We start from the raw sequence: 15426 nt of genomic DNA, 5'->3' as shown, positions 1-15426 counted from the left end.
CCCCTGGAAGGAAACCCTGTTATGCGTCTGAGTACCAGCGCTATTGCGCTTGTTGTCTCACTGCTGGTCCACCACGGGGCGCAAGCCTCTGAACTGCCGCAACGCTGGGTGAGTGCCGGTGGAGCGCTGTCGGAATGGGTGACGGCCTTGGGCGGCGAATCGAAACTGGTGGGCGTGGATACTACCAGCCAGCACCCGGAATCGCTGAAGGCCTTGCCGAGCATAGGTTACCAGCGCCAGTTGTCGGCGGAAGGCATTCTCAGCCTTCGCCCGCAAGTACTGGTCGGCACCGAGGAAATGGGGCCGCCGCCGGTACTTGCGCAAATTCGCGGCGCCGGCGTGCAGGTGGAAATGTTTTCGGCCGAGCCGGACCTGCCAACCCTGAAAGGCAACTTGCAGCACCTTGGCAAGTTGCTGGGCAGTGAGGCTAAAGCCAACGAATTATTTACCGGATATGAACAAGCACTCGAGCGGCAGAAGCGCTGGGTCACTCAGGCCCAGGCCACGCAAAAATCCCCGGGTGTGCTGTTGGTGCTCGGTCATGCGGGCGGCAAGCCGCTGATCGCAGGTAAAGAGACCGCCGCCGATTGGCTGTTGCAGCAGGCGGGCGGACGCAACTTGGCCACCCATACTGGCTACAAACCTTTTTCGGTGGAGTCGTTGGCGGGGCTGAGTCCTGATGTGCTGGTATTTGCTGACCGTGCCTTGACCGGCGATGCAGCGCGCGCGGCGCTGTTCAAGGAAAACCCGATTTTGGCCTCAACGCCGGCGGCCGAAAATGGCCGGGTGTTTGAGCTGGACCCCACCCTGCTGGTGGGCGGCCTGGGCCCGCGTGTGCCGCAAAGCCTGGTGCAACTGTCTGCCGGGTTCTATCCGTCCCAGGCTAAACCTGCTCCATGACCCCTCTGGTTAAGCCGAAAACACTGTTTGTCGGGCTGGCGCTGTTGTGTGTATTGGCGACCTGGTTCTCATTAGCCTTGGGGCCGGTCAGCCTGCCGTTGCTGGACACACTCAGGGCCGCGTTGCGCTTGATGGGCGTGCCGATTGCAGGCGAAGGCCTGGAGCAGGCCGAATTGATCCTGGGGCAGATTCGCCTGCCGCGCACATTGCTTGGCCTGGCGGTCGGCGGCGTGCTGGCGTTGTCGGGCGTGGCGATGCAGGGGTTGTTCCGTAATCCGTTGGCGGATCCCGGGCTGGTCGGGGTGTCGAGTGGCGCGGCGCTGGGGGCGGCGATTGCGATTGTCGGGGGTTCGTTTTTTGGCGGACTGCCGGATGCGTTCGGGCCTTACTTGCTGTCGCTGTGTGCGTTTCTCGGTGGTTTGGGAGTGACTGCGCTGGTCTATCGCCTGGGGCGCCGTAACGGCCAGACCAATGTTGCGACGATGCTGCTTGCCGGCATCGCGCTCACGGCCCTCGCCAGCTCGGCGGTCGGGCTGTTTACCTATTTGGCCGACGACGCCACTCTGCGCACCCTGACGTTCTGGAACCTGGGCAGCCTCAATGGCGCGAGCTACTCGCGGTTGTGGCCGTTGCTGCTGGTGAGCGCGGGTGTCGCGCTTTGGTTGCCGCGCCGCGCCAAGGCGCTGAATGCCTTGTTGCTGGGTGAGTCCGAGGCCAGCCACCTGGGGATTGATGTGGAAGGGCTCAAGCGTGAGCTGGTGTTCTGCACCGCTTTGGGCGTGGGGGCGGCAGTAGCGGCGGCGGGGATGATCGGGTTTGTCGGGCTGGTGGTCCCGCACTTGGTGCGGTTGCTGGCCGGGCCCGACCATCGTGTGCTGTTGCCAGCCTCGGTGCTGGCCGGCGCGAGTTTGTTGCTGTTTGCAGATTTGGTGGCGCGCCTGGCCTTGGCGCCCGCGGAGTTGCCGATCGGCATTGTTACGGCGTTTATCGGTGCGCCGTTTTTTCTTTTTCTGTTGTTGCGAGGACGCGCCTGATGCTGCGAGTGGAAGCGCTGCAGATCCGGCGTGGTCGCAAGACTGTGTTGGCCGATGTCAGCCTGGACCTGTTACCGGGCCAGGTACTTGGCGTGCTGGGCCCCAATGGTGCTGGCAAAAGCACCTTGCTCAGCGCGCTGTGCGGTGAGCTGCGCCCTGATCAGGGCACGGTGTGGCTGGATCAGCAGGCGCTCAAGAGCTGGACCGGCCCGCAGCGCGCCCAGCGCTTGGCGGTATTGCCGCAAACCTCGACCCTGGATTTTGCGTTTCGCGTTGAAGAGGTTGTCGGCATGGGGCGTTTGCCGCATCAGACCGGGCGCGTGCGTGACGACGAGATCATCCGTGCGGCGTTGCAGGCGGCGGACATCAGCCATTTGAGCGGCCGCAGCTACTTGGCGTTGTCTGGCGGGGAGCGCCAACGTGTGCACCTGGCGCGGGTATTGGCGCAACTATGGCCGGGCGAGGCGGGGCAGACGTTGCTGCTGGATGAGCCGACGTCGATGCTTGACCCTTTGCATCAGCACACGACCTTGCAGGCTATTCGCAGTTTTGCCGATCGAGGCGCGGCCGTACTGGTGATTCTCCATGACCTGAATCTGGCTGCGCGTTACTGTGATCGCATTCTGCTGCTGGAAGGCGGGCGTCCGCATGCGTTGGATACGCCCGCACACGTCTTGCGACCTGAGCCGCTCAAAGCTGTGTTTGGGCTGGATGTGTTGGTGCAGCCGCACCCGGAGCGTGGGCATCCGTTGATTATCGCGCGCTGAGCCTCACGGTTTTATAGGCGTTTTACAGGCAAAAAAAGACCCGGCAAGAGCCGGGTCAAATAACCGTGATTAGCCTGATGAGGAGATAATCTGAGAGTCCGAACCAATGGTCTTTCAGTTATCGGCTGATCTCGCGATCAGTTGTGATAATCATAACGATTCTCATTTGAGAGTCAACATTTGTTTTTGCTCGACCTGTGGATTTTCTCAAACAGGCGTTCGTAATGCCTGTAAACGTTGAGTTTTATCGCTGAGCTAATTCTTCTGACGTGCCGAAATCGCATCCAGCTGGCGGTTCAGCGCTTCCTTTCGCTCCGCGGGAATGTCGTTCCAGTGCACATCCATCAATGCGCCTTCAATGGCGTACAGCAATACCTTCGACGCCCGGAAACCGCGAGTTCGCACTGCCCGGTAGGCATCGACCGCTCCCAGGCGGCGCAAGTCGGACGCGCTGTGGATGCCCACCGCATGCAGCCACTGCGCCGATGTCTTGCCAAGGTTTTTCAGGTGTTGCAGCTCATCGTTCATCAAGCCTCCTTGCGACGGCCGAATGGTTCGGTGGGTATCGTGACCAGGCAAGCCTGAAAAGGAGTGTAGCGCTCAGTAGGAAAAGCGTAGTTCTTTGGTCAGGAACGGCTGAAACGCTTATAAGAATGCTCAGGAGTTTTTAAGCAGAGGCACGGCGAATCACCCGGCACACTTGATGCGTAGCCGGGGGCGGGCGTATGGCGTCACTTGGTGCGATAGCGCAGGCGAGTGCCGAAATTAACCGACATGAGGATCTCGTCGGCGGTCAGTTCAGGTGGAAAGTAGGTGCCGGAAATTTGTGCATGCGCCAGGCTGGCGCCTTCCAATGAGCAGTCGCGTAGATCCAGGCCACGCAGATCGGCAGAGCGGAAATACGCGTCGGTGAAATCTACGCCCGTGGCGTTCAGGTCGCGCAAGTCCAGCCCACGAAAGTCACCGCCACGCATGTCGATGCTGCCGTCTTTAGGCCGTTCCTGGTTGAAGCCTCGAATGTCGTCCTTGTGCAGGAGCGCGTAGAGCGGAGTATCAAGAAGCTTGGGCTGACTCATGACGGCGACTCCTGTTGGAATTATGACGCCATTATAGTGCCACTATTGCTCGGTCGTGCACCGTAGATCGGTGACACGACCAAGAAATATTTCTTACAGGCCTGGCAGGCGTTGGCGAATATGCGCCACCAGGGCATCCAGGGTTCCGCTTTCATTGGTCTCTACACGCTTGCTGAGCAGCAATTCTTCAGCCGTCAGCGGGTCTCGGTTGGCCTGCTGCTCTTCAATGATGGTCAGCGTCGCGTCGGAAGGGTCGTTCTTATCCGCCTGACGTTGTGCCAACCAGCTGGCGATAACGGCTTGCGGTGCGTTGCAATCCAGGATCAGGAATGGCGCGCCGGTGGCCTCGGCAATCTTCGCGGCGGCGTCGCGCTGTTCACGTTTGAGGAAGGTGGCATCCAGTACGACCGGGTAGCCGGCGCGCAAGACGATATCGGCGATTTCATTCAGGCGAGCATAGGTTGCTGCGCTGGCGTCGGCGGCATAGATGCCGGCCTGTGGTGTGTTTTCCACGTGCTGTTCGCCAAACAGGCGTTTGCGTTCCACATCCGAGCGCAGGCGCACGGCGCCCAAGGCTTCCACCAGGCGCATGGCAACGTGGCTCTTGCCGACTGCCGATACGCCGTGGGTAATTGCCAGGAAGCGCGAAGGAATAGTGCTGTAGCTTTCGGCCAGGTTGGCGTAGTTGCGGTACTGGCGCAGGGTAGTGGCGCGCTGCACCGGGCTTGCCTCGCTCGGCATGCTGAACAATGCAACCTTGGCGCGTACCAGCGCCCGGTACGCTTTATAGAAGTTCAGCACTTCCAGGCCTTGGTAATCGCCGGTCAGTTCCAGGTATTGGCTGATAAAGCGACGCGCCAGGGATTTGAGGCCACGGTCTTCCAGGTCCATCGCCAGGAAGCCCGTGTCGGCGTACACATCGGTGAAGCGGAACGGCTCGTTGAACTCGATGCAGTCGAAGATGACGACTTGGCCGTCGATCATCGTCGCATTGCCCAAGTGGATATCGCCGTGACATTCACGCGTGAAGCCCTCGAGCTTGCGCTGCGCCAGCAGAGGCTTGAGGCGCTCGAAGCTGCTTTCGGCCCAGGCCTGCAGAGCTTCAAGCTGGGCCAGGTCGGCCTTGTCGCTGAGGAAAGGACGGATCTGATCGAAGTTCTGGCGCACCGGCGCCATCACCTCGTCCGGGGTGCCGGCCGGGTGCGCCTGTGGAACCTTTGGTGCGGTGAGGTGGAAATGCGCAATCTGCTTGGCCATTTCATCGATGTGTGCGCTGGTCAGTTCGCCGTTGGCTTGCAAAGTGCTCAGCAGTTGGCTTTGCGGGAACTGGCGCATTTTCAGCGCGTACTCGATTACCGGGCCATCGCCGCCCAGTTGCGGAGCCTCGGCGGTGCCGGTAATCGGCAACACTTCAAGATACAAATCTTCGGTCAGGCGCTGGTTGAGGCGTAGTTCTTCGTTGCAGAAGTGCCCCCGGTCGTCCAGTTGGGTGAAATCCAGAAAGCCGAAGTTCATCGGCTTCTTCAGTTTGTAAGCGAAGGGGCCAGTCAGAATGACCCAGGAAATATGGGTCTCGATAACTTGAAACGCTTCAACCGGATGGGGATACAAAGCCGGGTTTTGCAGGGCAGCGATCAGGGACTGGCTCACGGGCGATCCTTCAAAGTCTGGGGGAAATCATGGCGGGCATTATGGCTGTTAGAGCCGGTCGTGCAAACCGCTGTCCGGCTCATGTTGATCATCAATAAAGTGCGTATAATCCGCCGCCATGACTCGAACCCGATCTCCCCGTTCCCGTAAAAAACCTCCTTCCCGCGGCCTGCGTCCGTGGCTGGGCTGGGCGCTCAAGCTCAGCCTGGTGGGCCTTGTGGTGCTCGCCGGCTTCGCGGTGTACCTCGATGCCGTGGTCCAGGAGAAGTTCTCCGGCAAGCGCTGGACCATTCCGGCCAAGGTGTACGCACGCCCGCTGGAACTGTTTACCGGCCAGAAGCTGAGCAAGGATGACTTTCTCACCGAGCTCGACGCCTTGGGTTACCGCCGCGAAGCCGTGAGCAATGGCCCTGGCGCCGCGGCCGTCAGCGGCAATACCGTCGACTTGAATACCCGCGGCTTCCAGTTCTATGAAGGCCTGGAAAAAGCTCAACCGGTGCGCGTGCGCTTCTCTGGCGATTACGTCGCCGAGCTATCGTCGCTCAATGGTTCGAAGTTGCCTGTGGTGCGCCTGGAGCCGCTGCTGATCGGCGGCATTTACCCCAAGAACCTGGAAGATCGCATCCTGATCAAGCTTGATCAGGTGCCGCCGTATCTGCTTGAAACATTGGTTGCCGTCGAAGACCGCGACTTCTACAGCCACTGGGGTGTCTCGCCCAAGTCGATTGCCCGCGCCATCTGGGTTAACACCTCTGGCGGCAAGATGACGCAGGGTGGCAGTACGCTGACGCAACAATTGGTCAAGAACTTCTACCTGACCAACGAGCGCAGCCTGACCCGCAAACTCACCGAAGCCATGATGGCGATGCTGCTGGAGCTGCATTACAGCAAGCAGGAAATCCTTGAGGCTTACCTCAACGAAGTATTTGTCGGTCAGGATGGCCAGCGCGCCGTTCACGGCTTTGGCTTGGCCAGCCAGTTCTTCTTCGGTCAGCCGTTGTCCGAGTTGAAATTGCATCAGGTCGCGTTGCTGGTGGGCATGGTCAAGGGGCCGTCCTATTACAACCCGCGTCGCAACCCGGAGCGTGCGCTTGAACGTCGTAACCTGGTGCTGGACGTACTCGAGCAGCAGGGCGTGGCTACCGCTGAACAAGTCGCGGCCGCAAAGAAAATGCCACTGGGTGTAACCACTCGCGGCAAGCTGGCCGACAGCTCCTTCCCAGGCTTTATCGACCTGGTCAAACGTCAGTTGCGCGAAGATTACCGTGACGAAGACTTGACCGAGGAAGGCCTGCGGATCTTCACCAGCTTCGACCCGATTTTGCAGATGAAAGCCGAAGCGTCGGTCAACGACACCTTCAAACGCCTGACCGGCCGCAAGGGCGCCGATGAAGTCGAGGCGGCCATGGTGGTGACCAACCCGGAAACCGGTGAAGTCCAGGCGATGATCGGCAGTCGCCAGGCCAGTTTTGCCGGTTTCAACCGCGCGCTGGATGCCGTGCGGCCGATCGGCTCGCTGGTCAAGCCTGCGGTCTACCTGACGGCCCTGGAAAAACCGAGCAAATACACCCTGACCAGTTGGCTCTCAGATGACCCATTGTCTGTCAAAGGTGCCGATGGCCAAGTGTGGACGCCGCAGAACTTCGATCGCCGCTCTCACGGCACGGTTTTCCTGTATCAGGGCCTGGCGCATTCCTACAACATCTCCACCTCACGCCTCGGGCTGGAAGTCGGGGTGCCGAATGTGTTGAAAACCTTGGGCCGCCTGGGCATCAACCGTGAATTTCCGTCATTCCCATCGATGCTGTTGGGCGCTGGCGCCATGACCCCGATGGAAGTGGCCACGATGTACCAGACCCTCGCCAACGGCGGCTTCAATACCCCGATGCGCGGTATCCGCAGCGTGCTGACTGCCGAGGGCGAACCGCTCAAGCGCTATCCTTTCCAGATTCAACAGCGCTTTGATGCAGGCTCCATTTACCTGATCCAGAACGCCATGCAGCGCGTAATGCGCGAAGGCACCGGGCGCTCGGTTTACAGCGTGCTGCCGTCGAACCTGACGCTGGCGGGCAAGACCGGTACCAGTAACGATTCGCGTGACAGCTGGTTCGCAGGCTTCGGCCAGGACGTGCTGGCCGTGGTTTGGCTGGGGCGTGACGACAATGGCAAGACGCCGTTCACCGGTGCCACCGGTGCGCTGCAGGTCTGGACCAGCTTCATGCGCAAGGCCGACCCGCTGCCGCTGAACATGCCGCAACCGGACAACATCGTGCAGGCCTGGATTGATCCGCACACGGGGCAGGGCTCTGATGCCAACTGTCCGGGTGCGGTGCAGATGCCGTATATTCGCGGCAGCGAGCCACCACCCGGCGCCGCATGCGGTGGCAGTGCCCCTGCTGACGCGGAATCGGTGATGGATTGGGTCAAGGGCTGGATGAACTAAGCAAAGAGGGTTTCACGTGAACAAGTGGTTGATTCCAGCTATTACAGCTCTGGCAGTGCTCAGCGGTTGCTCCAGCGTGCAGCGCGGTTCGATTCCCGTGGTGGATTCGAGTACCACCGTTTCCAATAACGATCGCATTTCGGCCAACGGCGGCTTCCGTCAGACCGTGGTCAAGCGTCCGGCCCAAGCCACACCGCAGGCCATGCCGCAGGATTCGGGTGTGGTAGTGATGGTGCCGGGCGGTGGTGCTGCAACGTCGGCGCCGATCAGCGCCGAGCCGTGGACCCCAGGCCCAAGCACGTCGGGGCCGGTTGATTCCACGCCGATCCAGACGGCGCCGGTTAACCAGGGCACCTACAACATGCCGTCGACGCCGAGCGGTATTCCGTCGTCGTCGAACGCTGGCGGCCTGTCGGCTGATGAGCAACTGGACGGACCAGTGCTCTCGCTGTTGACCACCGCCCAGCAACAGCAGGCCGGTGGTGATTTGAACGGCGCTTCGTCCAGCCTTGAACGTGCCCAGCGCGTGGCACCTCGCGAGCCGCAAGTGTTGTATCGCCTGGCCCAGGTGCGTATGGCTCAAGGTGATGCGCCGCAAGCCGAACAGTTCGCCCGTCGCGGCCTGAGCCTGGCCAATGGTCGTCCCGATCTGCAAGCCAACCTGTGGGCCCTGATTGGTGACGCGCGTGCTGCCCAAGGCGATGCCGCCGGTGCTGCGCAGGCTCGCCAGAAAGCCAAGGTCAGCCTCTGATGGATGCACGTTTTCCCGCAATTGCCGAGCAGTTATTGCTGATCGAGCGCGAATTGCGCGTGCAGGGCTGGTGGGACGAGGTGTCCCCCAGCGCAGAGGCGCTCAGCAGTGTCGAGCCTTTTTCGGTTGATACCCTGGATTTTCATCAGTGGCTGCAATGGATCTTCTTGGTGCGCATGAAGCAGATCCTCGAGCAGGACCTGCCGTTACCTAATGCGTCGGGGATTCTGGAGATGGCGGAGATGGTTTACGCCGATCGCCCGCGTGAGAGCCTCGGTTTGCGTAACGCGCTGAAAAAGTTCGACCAATTGATCGTCGACGCTCGTTAATTGCCTGACTGCCGGGTTTTCCGGCAGTCTTGCGCACATTTCTACCGCTTGACGACATTCAGGCGAGTTTTATCCCTCCTCAAACCCCTTTAATCTACGTTCTCATGCGCTTAGTTGGAAAAAAGCGCAATTATTGCTTGACTTGAAGGGGCTGAAACAGAAGAATCCAAAGTCCGCTGTATCGGGACTGCCAGAAGCAGACCCGCTCAGCAGATCATGAGGCGCATATCCGCGCCGACCTGTAACACCCGCAACGCGTTACCTCGCGCTGGGTGGGAAAAGCCCGCAACACTTGGGACGATCCCAATACTTGCTCAGTCAGTGCTGACGTAGTCGGCGACCACCGTCGCTCATGCTCTGTTGAGAAGTAAACCTATTAAGACCCGTCGGTTTTTAACGGACGGTATTCTGGCGTTTTAGAGGTGAACAACGTGGAGCTTTTATCTGGCGGTGAGATGCTCGTCCGCTTTTTGCGTGACGAAGGCGTCGACTATATCTACGGGTACCCAGGTGGTGCTCTGCTGCATGTTTACGACGCACTGTTCAAGGAACCGGCTGTTACCCACATCCTGGTTCGCCACGAACAGGCCGCGACCCATATGGCTGACGGTTACGCCCGTGCCACCGGTAAAGCCGGTGTGGTACTGGTGACGTCCGGCCCAGGCGCAACGAATGCCATTACCGGCATCGCGACTGCGTATATGGACTCTATTCCGATGGTGATCATTTCCGGCCAGGTCGCAAGCACCATGGTGGGTACCGATGCATTCCAGGAAACCGACATGATCGGTATCTCCCGGCCGATCGTGAAACACAGCTTCATGATCAAGCATGCCTCGGAAATCCCGGAAGTCATGAAAAAGGCGTTCTACCTCGCACAGTCCGGTCGCCCGGGCCCTGTTGTGGTCGATATCCCGAAAGACATGACCAACCCGGCTGAAAAGTTCGAATACATCTTCCCGAAGAAAGCCAAGCTGCGTTCCTACAGCCCGGCTGTTCGTGGGCACTCGGGGCAAATCCGCAAGGCGGCAGAAATGCTTCTGGCGGCCAAGCGCCCGGTGCTGTACTCGGGCGGTGGCGTGATCCTGGGTGGCGGTTCTGCGCCGCTGACCGAACTGGCCAAACTGCTCAATTTGCCGGTCACCAACACGTTGATGGGCCTCGGCGCATTCCCGGGCACGGACCGTCAGTTCGTCGGCATGCTCGGCATGCACGGCAGCTACACCGCCAACCTGGCCATGCACCACGCCGACGTGATCCTGGCAGTGGGCGCGCGTTTTGATGACCGTGTGATCAACGGCGCGAGCAAGTTCTGCCCGAATGCCAAGATCATCCATATCGACATCGACCCGGCGTCCATCTCCAAGACCATCAAGGCCGATGTGCCGATCGTGGGTCCGGTAGAAAGTGTGTTGACCGAGATGGTTGCCGCGCTCAAGGACATCGGCGAAACGCCGAACAAGGAATCCGTTGCCAGCTGGTGGAAGCAGATCGACGAATGGCGCGGTGACCGCGGCCTGTTCCCTTACGACAAAGGCGACGGCAGCGTCATCAAGCCACAAACCGTAATCGAAACCCTGTGCGAAGTGACCAAGGGCGATGCCTTTGTAACCTCCGATGTGGGCCAGCACCAAATGTTCGCCGCGCAGTACTACAAGTTCGACAAGCCTAACCGCTGGATCAACTCCGGTGGCCTGGGCACGATGGGCTTTGGTTTTCCTGCGGCCATGGGTGTGAAGCTGAGCTTCCCTGACACCGACGTCGCGTGCGTCACCGGTGAGGGCAGCATCCAGATGAACATTCAGGAGTTGTCGACGTGCTTGCAGTACGGCCTTCCGGTGAAGATCGTCTGCCTGAACAACGGCGTACTGGGCATGGTTCGTCAGTGGCAGGACATGAGCTACGGCAGCCGTCACTCCCATTCCTACATGGAATCGCTGCCAGATTTCGTAAAATTGGTTGAAGCCTACGGCCACGTCGGCATTCGCATCACCGATTTGAAAGATCTGAAGCCGAAGATGGAAGAGGCGTTCGCCATGAAGGACCGCCTGGTGTTCCTCGATATTCAAGTGGATACCAGCGAGCACGTCTACCCGATGCAGATCAAAGACGGCTCTATGCGCGACATGTGGTTGAACAAGACGGAGCGTACTTAATCATGCGGCACATTATCTCCCTGCTTCTGGAGAACGAACCCGGCGCTCTGTCTCGTGTTGTCGGCCTGTTTTCGCAACGCAACTACAACATCGAAAGCCTGACCGTGGCGCCGACCGAAGACCCGACCCTGTCGCGCCTGACGTTGACCACCGTGGGCCACGATGAGGTGATCGAGCAGATCACCAAGAACCTCAACAAGTTGATCGAAGTGGTCAAGCTGGTCGATCTTTCGGAAAGTGCCCACATTGAGCGTGAGCTGATGTTGGTTAAGGTCAAGGCTACGGGTGCCCAGCGTGCCGAGATTAAACGGACTACTGACATTTATCGCGGGCAGATCGTCGATGTGAGCGCCAGCGTTTATACCGTTCAACTGACCGGTACAAGCGACAAGCTGGACAGTTTCATCCAGTCGATCGGGACGGCCTCGATTCTGGAAACCGTACGCAGTGGTGTCACCGGGATTGCCCGTGGCGACAAAGTACTCAGCATCTAACCCAAATTAGCGAATGGCCTTACGGCCTGGATATATAGAGGAACCTCATGAAAGTTTATTACGATAAAGATTGTGACCTGTCGATCATCCAGGGCAAGAAAGTCGCCATCATCGGCTACGGTTCCCAGGGCCACGCCCAAGCGTGCAACCTGAAAGATTCAGGCGTTGACGTCACTGTCGGCCTGCGCAAAGGTTCGGCCACTGTTGCCAAGGCTGAAGCCCATGGCCTGAAAGTGACCGACGTTGCTTCCGCCGTTGCTGCTGCTGACCTGGTCATGATTCTGACCCCGGACGAGTTCCAGTCCGCGCTGTACAAGAATGAAATCGAGCCGAACATCAAGAAGGGCGCCACCCTGGCCTTCTCCCACGGCTTCGCGATTCACTACAACCAGGTTGTTCCACGCGCTGACCTCGACGTGATCATGATCGCGCCGAAAGCCCCGGGCCACACCGTGCGTTCCGAGTTCGTCAAAGGCGGCGGTATCCCTGACCTGATCGCGATCTACCAGGACGCCTCGGGCAACGCCAAAAACGTTGCACTGTCCTACGCAGCTGGCGTGGGTGGCGGTCGTACCGGCATCATCGAAACCACCTTCAAGGACGAGACTGAAACCGACCTGTTCGGCGAGCAAGCCGTTCTGTGCGGCGGTACCGTTGAGCTGGTCAAAGCTGGTTTCGAAACATTGGTTGAAGCTGGCTACGCGCCAGAGATGGCCTACTTCGAATGCCTGCACGAACTGAAGCTGATCGTTGACCTCATGTACGAAGGCGGTATCGCCAACATGAACTACTCGATCTCCAACAACGCCGAATACGGCGAGTACGTGACTGGCCCGGAAGTGATCAACGCCGAGTCCCGTCAGGCCATGCGCAATGCCCTGAAACGTATTCAGGACGGCGAATACGCCAAAATGTTCATCAGCGAAGGCGCAACCGGCTACCCTTCGATGACCGCCAAGCGTCGTAACAATGCCGCTCACGGTATCGAAGTCATCGGCGAGCAACTGCGCTCCATGATGCCGTGGATCGGTGCCAACAAGATCGTCGACAAAGCCAAAAACTAAGTCGTACGCATCAACAGAAAACGCGGCTTAGGCCGCGTTTTTTCGTTTGAGGGGCTGGTTCTGGTATAAAGCTGCATCGTTTGCGGGCGAACACTCGCCGCAAGTTTCTGTCGAATTTTTTTCACACCGTTGCAAGGTAAAATCCATGAGCGAACGTCCCGAAGAGCCACACCAGGCCTCTGACGCCGAAAGCCTGCTGCCGATCGATGAGCATGTCGAAGAAGGGCATGACGCGGAAGGTCGCAAGGTCCGGCATCGTGGCATCTATCTTCTGCCTAACCTGTTCACCACCGCGAACCTGTTTGCCGGCTTCTATTCCATCATCAACTCCATGAGCGCCCAAAGTGCGCTGGCGGCGGGTGATGCGGTGAGTGCCAGCAAGTATTTCGGTTTTGCCGCCATCGCAATCTTCGTGGCCATGGTGCTTGATGGCCTTGACGGCCGTGTGGCGCGCATGACCAACACGCAAAGTGCCTTTGGCGCCGAGTACGACTCGCTGTCGGACATGGTCGCTTTCGGGGTCGCACCGGCGCTGCTGGCGTTTGCCTGGGCGCTGGGGGATATGGGCAAGGTCGGCTGGATGGTCGCCTTCATCTATGTCGCCGGCGCCGCTTTGCGTCTGGCGCGCTTCAATACCCAGGTGGGCACCGCTGACAAGCGTTACTTCATCGGCCTTGCCAGCCCGGCGGCGGCGGGCGTGGTGGCTGGTATTGTCTGGGCATTCAGTGACTATGGAATCCAGGGCTCGAAAATGTCGTTCCTGGTGGCCTTGATGGTGGCTGCGGCCGGCATGCTGATGGTCAGCAATATCAAGTACAACAGCTTCAAGGAGTTCGACCTCAAGGGGCGCGTGCCTTTCGTGGCGATCCTGGTGGTGGTGTTGGTGTTCGCTGTAGTGTTCAGCGACCCGCCGCGTATCCTGCTGCTGGCGTTCCTGGTCTACGCCGCTTCGGGGCCGATTCAGTACTTGCTGCATCTGCGCCGCGACAAAACATTGTCTTAATGTAATGTCCGCCATACTCCGCAGTCTATTGGTGCATCAGTCCTCCAATGCTGCGGAGTTGCCATGTTAATCAAGATCCCCAAAGCGTCCGATTGTCACGAATCGGATGTCACGCCTGAATCCTTCTATTTATCTCGCCGCAGCTTGCTCGGTGGTGCGCTTGCAGGCGTCGCTGCCAGTACCCTGCCGCGCTGGGCCAGTGCTGACGATGCAGCGCGTTATGCCGACGTCGAGCCGGGCGATGCCCCGAGTTGGTTTGCCCAAAAGCTGCCAGGCACCCAGTGGCAGGCTGTTACGGTAAAGGACGAAGCCATCACGCCGTTCAAGGACGCAACCCACTACAACAACTTCTATGAATTCGGTACTGACAAGGGGGACCCGGCGAAGAACGCGGGTTCACTCAAGACCGAGCCCTGGAGTGTGGTGATTGATGGAGAGGTCGGCAAGCCGGGGCGTTATGCCTTGGAAGACTTCATGAAGCCTTATCAGTTGGAAGAGCGCATCTACCGTTTGCGCTGTGTCGAGGCGTGGTCGATGGTGATTCCGTGGATGGGTTTCCCCCTTTCCGCTTTGCTCAAGCAGGTGGAGCCGACCTCCAAAGCCAAGTACATCCGTTTTGAAACGCTCCAGGACCCCAAAAGCATGCCGGGGCAGCGTTCAAGTTTCGGCTTGATCGACTGGCCATATGTAGAAGGGTTGCGCCTGGACGAGGCCATGAACCCATTGGCTATCCTTGCCGTTGGCATGTACGGGCGTGAATTGCCTAACCAGAACGGCGCGCCACTGCGTCTGGTGGTGCCGTGGAAGTATGGCTTCAAGAGTGTGAAGTCGATTGTGCGGATCAGTCTTGTAAGCGAACAACCCAAGACGACCTGGCAGAGCATCGCGGCCGATGAGTATGGGTTCTACGCGAACGTGAATCCTACGGTCGACCATCCTCGTTGGACTCAGGCGCGAGAACGTCGCCTGCCCAGCGGCTTGTTCAGCCCGAACGTGCGCGAGACGCAGATGTTCAATGGCTACTCGGATGAGGTCGCTTCTCTTTATACGGACCTCGATCTGCGGAAGAATTACTGATGCGTTATCCGATCTGGCGCATAGGCGTCTTTATAGCCGCAGCAATATGGCCATTTTTCTGGTTGTACGAGGCATGGAGTTCTGTGCTCGGGCCTGATCCAGGCAAAGTGCTGATGGATCGGTTGGGGCTTGGGACCTTGGTTCTGTTGCTGATCACGCTGAGCATGACGCCATTGCAGAAGCTCAGTGGGTGGGCGGGGTGGATTGCTGTCCGCCGGCAGCTGGGTCTCTGGTGTTTTGCGTATGTGGTTTTGCACCTGGCGGCTTACTGCGTCTTTATCCTGGGACTCGATTGGTCGCAATTCGGGGTGGAGCTGCGTAAGCGGCCCTACATTATTGTGGGCGCGTTGGGTTTCCTCTGCTTATTGGTGCTGGCAGTGACCTCCAATCGCTATAGCCAGCGTCGACTTGGCAGTCGTTGGAAGAAGCTGCATCGCTTGGTGTATGTGATCCTTGGGCTTGGTTTGCTGCATATGTTGTGGATTGTGCGGGCCGATCTGAAGGAGTGGGCAGTATATGCATCTATAGGTGCGCTGCTTTTGGCCCTGCGTATTCCGCCTGTTATGCGCCGGATTCCCCGCCTTATCGCGAAAAAACCAGTTTCTGCACCAAAAGCGTAATTAGTGCTTGACGGCAGATTCTGGAAGTCTATAATTCGCCCCACTTCCGGCGCAGTCGAAAC

General features: G+C 59.1%; 15 protein-coding genes. 12 read left to right on the top strand and 3 right to left on the bottom strand.

Annotation, left to right across the window (positions count from 1 at the left end):
* Positions 1–21 precede the first annotated feature (21 nt).
* The 3 genes from FPT15_RS14305 to FPT15_RS14295 are packed head-to-tail and all read left to right on the top strand — an operon-like array spanning position 22 to position 2701.
* A complete protein-coding gene (locus FPT15_RS14305; RefSeq protein WP_145162087.1) occupies positions 22–900 on the top strand; it encodes a hemin ABC transporter substrate-binding protein in 879 nt (292 codons plus the stop codon).
* A complete protein-coding gene (locus FPT15_RS14300) occupies positions 897–1934 on the top strand; it encodes an iron ABC transporter permease (RefSeq protein WP_145162084.1) in 1038 nt (345 codons plus the stop codon). The genes FPT15_RS14305 and FPT15_RS14300 overlap by 4 nt, the downstream gene beginning before the upstream one ends.
* Positions 1934–2701, top strand: coding sequence for a heme ABC transporter ATP-binding protein (locus tag FPT15_RS14295; protein ID WP_145162081.1), 768 nt, complete (start codon positions 1934–1936; stop codon positions 2699–2701). The genes FPT15_RS14300 and FPT15_RS14295 overlap by 1 nt, the downstream gene beginning before the upstream one ends.
* A 255-nt stretch (positions 2702–2956) precedes the next feature.
* Here FPT15_RS14295 and FPT15_RS14290 read toward each other — a convergent pair whose 3' ends face one another.
* The 3 genes from FPT15_RS14290 to FPT15_RS14280 form a co-directional block, all read right to left on the bottom strand.
* Complete coding sequence (locus tag FPT15_RS14290; protein WP_010562703.1) at positions 2957–3229, bottom strand: TfoX/Sxy family protein; 273 nt, start codon at positions 3227–3229, stop codon at positions 2957–2959.
* A 203-nt stretch (positions 3230–3432) separates the two neighbouring features.
* A complete protein-coding gene (locus FPT15_RS14285; RefSeq protein ID WP_106579232.1) occupies positions 3433–3777 on the bottom strand; it encodes a pentapeptide repeat-containing protein in 345 nt (114 codons plus the stop codon).
* Between the two features lie 93 nt (positions 3778–3870).
* Positions 3871–5427 carry a bifunctional aminoglycoside phosphotransferase/ATP-binding protein gene (locus FPT15_RS14280; RefSeq protein ID WP_145162078.1) on the bottom strand — a complete coding sequence of 519 codons (1557 nt, stop codon included), beginning with the start codon at positions 5425–5427 and terminating at the stop codon, positions 3871–3873.
* Between the two features lie 118 nt (positions 5428–5545).
* Here FPT15_RS14280 and mrcB point away from each other — a divergent pair, with 118 nt between their 5' ends.
* The 9 genes from mrcB to msrQ all read left to right on the top strand — a co-directional run bounded on the left by mrcB (position 5546) and on the right by msrQ (position 15364).
* Positions 5546–7870 carry a penicillin-binding protein 1B gene (gene mrcB / locus FPT15_RS14275; RefSeq protein WP_145162075.1) on the top strand — a complete coding sequence of 775 codons (2325 nt, stop codon included), beginning with the start codon at positions 5546–5548 and terminating at the stop codon, positions 7868–7870.
* A gap of 16 nt (positions 7871–7886) precedes the next feature.
* On the top strand, positions 7887–8621 hold the full coding sequence (locus FPT15_RS14270) for a M48 family metallopeptidase (RefSeq protein ID WP_145162072.1): 735 nt from the start codon (positions 7887–7889) through the stop codon (positions 8619–8621).
* Positions 8621–8950 carry a YqcC family protein gene (locus FPT15_RS14265; RefSeq protein WP_145162069.1) on the top strand — a complete coding sequence of 110 codons (330 nt, stop codon included), beginning with the start codon at positions 8621–8623 and terminating at the stop codon, positions 8948–8950. Before FPT15_RS14270 ends, FPT15_RS14265 begins: the two co-directional genes overlap by 1 nt.
* A gap of 431 nt (positions 8951–9381) precedes the next feature.
* The gene (locus FPT15_RS14260) at positions 9382–11106 is read left to right on the top strand and encodes an acetolactate synthase 3 large subunit (protein ID WP_106579404.1); all 1725 of its coding nucleotides are present in this window, start codon (positions 9382–9384) and stop codon (positions 11104–11106) included.
* A gap of 2 nt (positions 11107–11108) precedes the next feature.
* A complete protein-coding gene (gene ilvN, locus FPT15_RS14255) occupies positions 11109–11600 on the top strand; it encodes an acetolactate synthase small subunit (protein WP_003176102.1) in 492 nt (163 codons plus the stop codon).
* A gap of 47 nt (positions 11601–11647) precedes the next feature.
* Positions 11648–12664, top strand: coding sequence for a ketol-acid reductoisomerase (gene ilvC, locus FPT15_RS14250; RefSeq protein WP_003176099.1), 1017 nt, complete (start codon positions 11648–11650; stop codon positions 12662–12664).
* 145 nt (positions 12665–12809) lie between these two features.
* A complete protein-coding gene (gene pssA, locus FPT15_RS14245) occupies positions 12810–13667 on the top strand; it encodes a CDP-diacylglycerol--serine O-phosphatidyltransferase (RefSeq protein ID WP_145162066.1) in 858 nt (285 codons plus the stop codon).
* 63 nt (positions 13668–13730) lie between these two features.
* Positions 13731–14744 (top strand): protein-methionine-sulfoxide reductase catalytic subunit MsrP, encoded by a 1014-nt coding sequence (gene msrP, locus FPT15_RS14240; RefSeq protein ID WP_145162063.1) that lies wholly within the window; start codon positions 13731–13733, stop codon positions 14742–14744.
* The gene (gene msrQ / locus FPT15_RS14235) at positions 14744–15364 is read left to right on the top strand and encodes a protein-methionine-sulfoxide reductase heme-binding subunit MsrQ (protein ID WP_145162060.1); all 621 of its coding nucleotides are present in this window, start codon (positions 14744–14746) and stop codon (positions 15362–15364) included. Before msrP ends, msrQ begins: the two co-directional genes overlap by 1 nt.
* The last annotated feature ends 62 nt before the right edge of the window (positions 15365–15426 follow it).

Source organism: Pseudomonas sp. RGB (assembly GCF_007713445.1).
Classification (GTDB): Bacteria; Pseudomonadota; Gammaproteobacteria; order Pseudomonadales; family Pseudomonadaceae; genus Aquipseudomonas.
Note: the sequence above shows the minus strand (reverse complement) of the source record. Positions and strands in the feature narration are given on the sequence as shown.

Bases quoted from the DNA above. Each gene is read 5' to 3' on its own strand.
- FPT15_RS14295 (WP_145162081.1), top strand. From the start codon at position 1,934: ATGCTGCGAGTGGAAGCGCTGCAGATCCGGCGTGGTCGCAAGACTGTG.
- FPT15_RS14285 (WP_106579232.1), bottom strand. From the start codon at position 3,777: ATGAGTCAGCCCAAGCTTCTTGATACTCCGCTCTACGCGCTCCTGCAC.
- FPT15_RS14300 (WP_145162084.1), top strand. From the start codon at position 897: ATGACCCCTCTGGTTAAGCCGAAAACACTGTTTGTCGGGCTGGCGCTG.
- pssA (WP_145162066.1), top strand. From the start codon at position 12,810: ATGAGCGAACGTCCCGAAGAGCCACACCAGGCCTCTGACGCCGAAAGC.
- mrcB (WP_145162075.1), top strand. From the start codon at position 5,546: ATGACTCGAACCCGATCTCCCCGTTCCCGTAAAAAACCTCCTTCCCGC.
- msrP (WP_145162063.1), top strand. From the start codon at position 13,731: ATGTTAATCAAGATCCCCAAAGCGTCCGATTGTCACGAATCGGATGTC.
- msrQ (WP_145162060.1), top strand. From the start codon at position 14,744: ATGCGTTATCCGATCTGGCGCATAGGCGTCTTTATAGCCGCAGCAATA.
- FPT15_RS14265 (WP_145162069.1), top strand. From the start codon at position 8,621: ATGGATGCACGTTTTCCCGCAATTGCCGAGCAGTTATTGCTGATCGAG.
- FPT15_RS14305 (WP_145162087.1), top strand. From the start codon at position 22: ATGCGTCTGAGTACCAGCGCTATTGCGCTTGTTGTCTCACTGCTGGTC.
- ilvN (WP_003176102.1), top strand. From the start codon at position 11,109: ATGCGGCACATTATCTCCCTGCTTCTGGAGAACGAACCCGGCGCTCTG.
- FPT15_RS14290 (WP_010562703.1), bottom strand. From the start codon at position 3,229: ATGAACGATGAGCTGCAACACCTGAAAAACCTTGGCAAGACATCGGCG.
- ilvC (WP_003176099.1), top strand. From the start codon at position 11,648: ATGAAAGTTTATTACGATAAAGATTGTGACCTGTCGATCATCCAGGGC.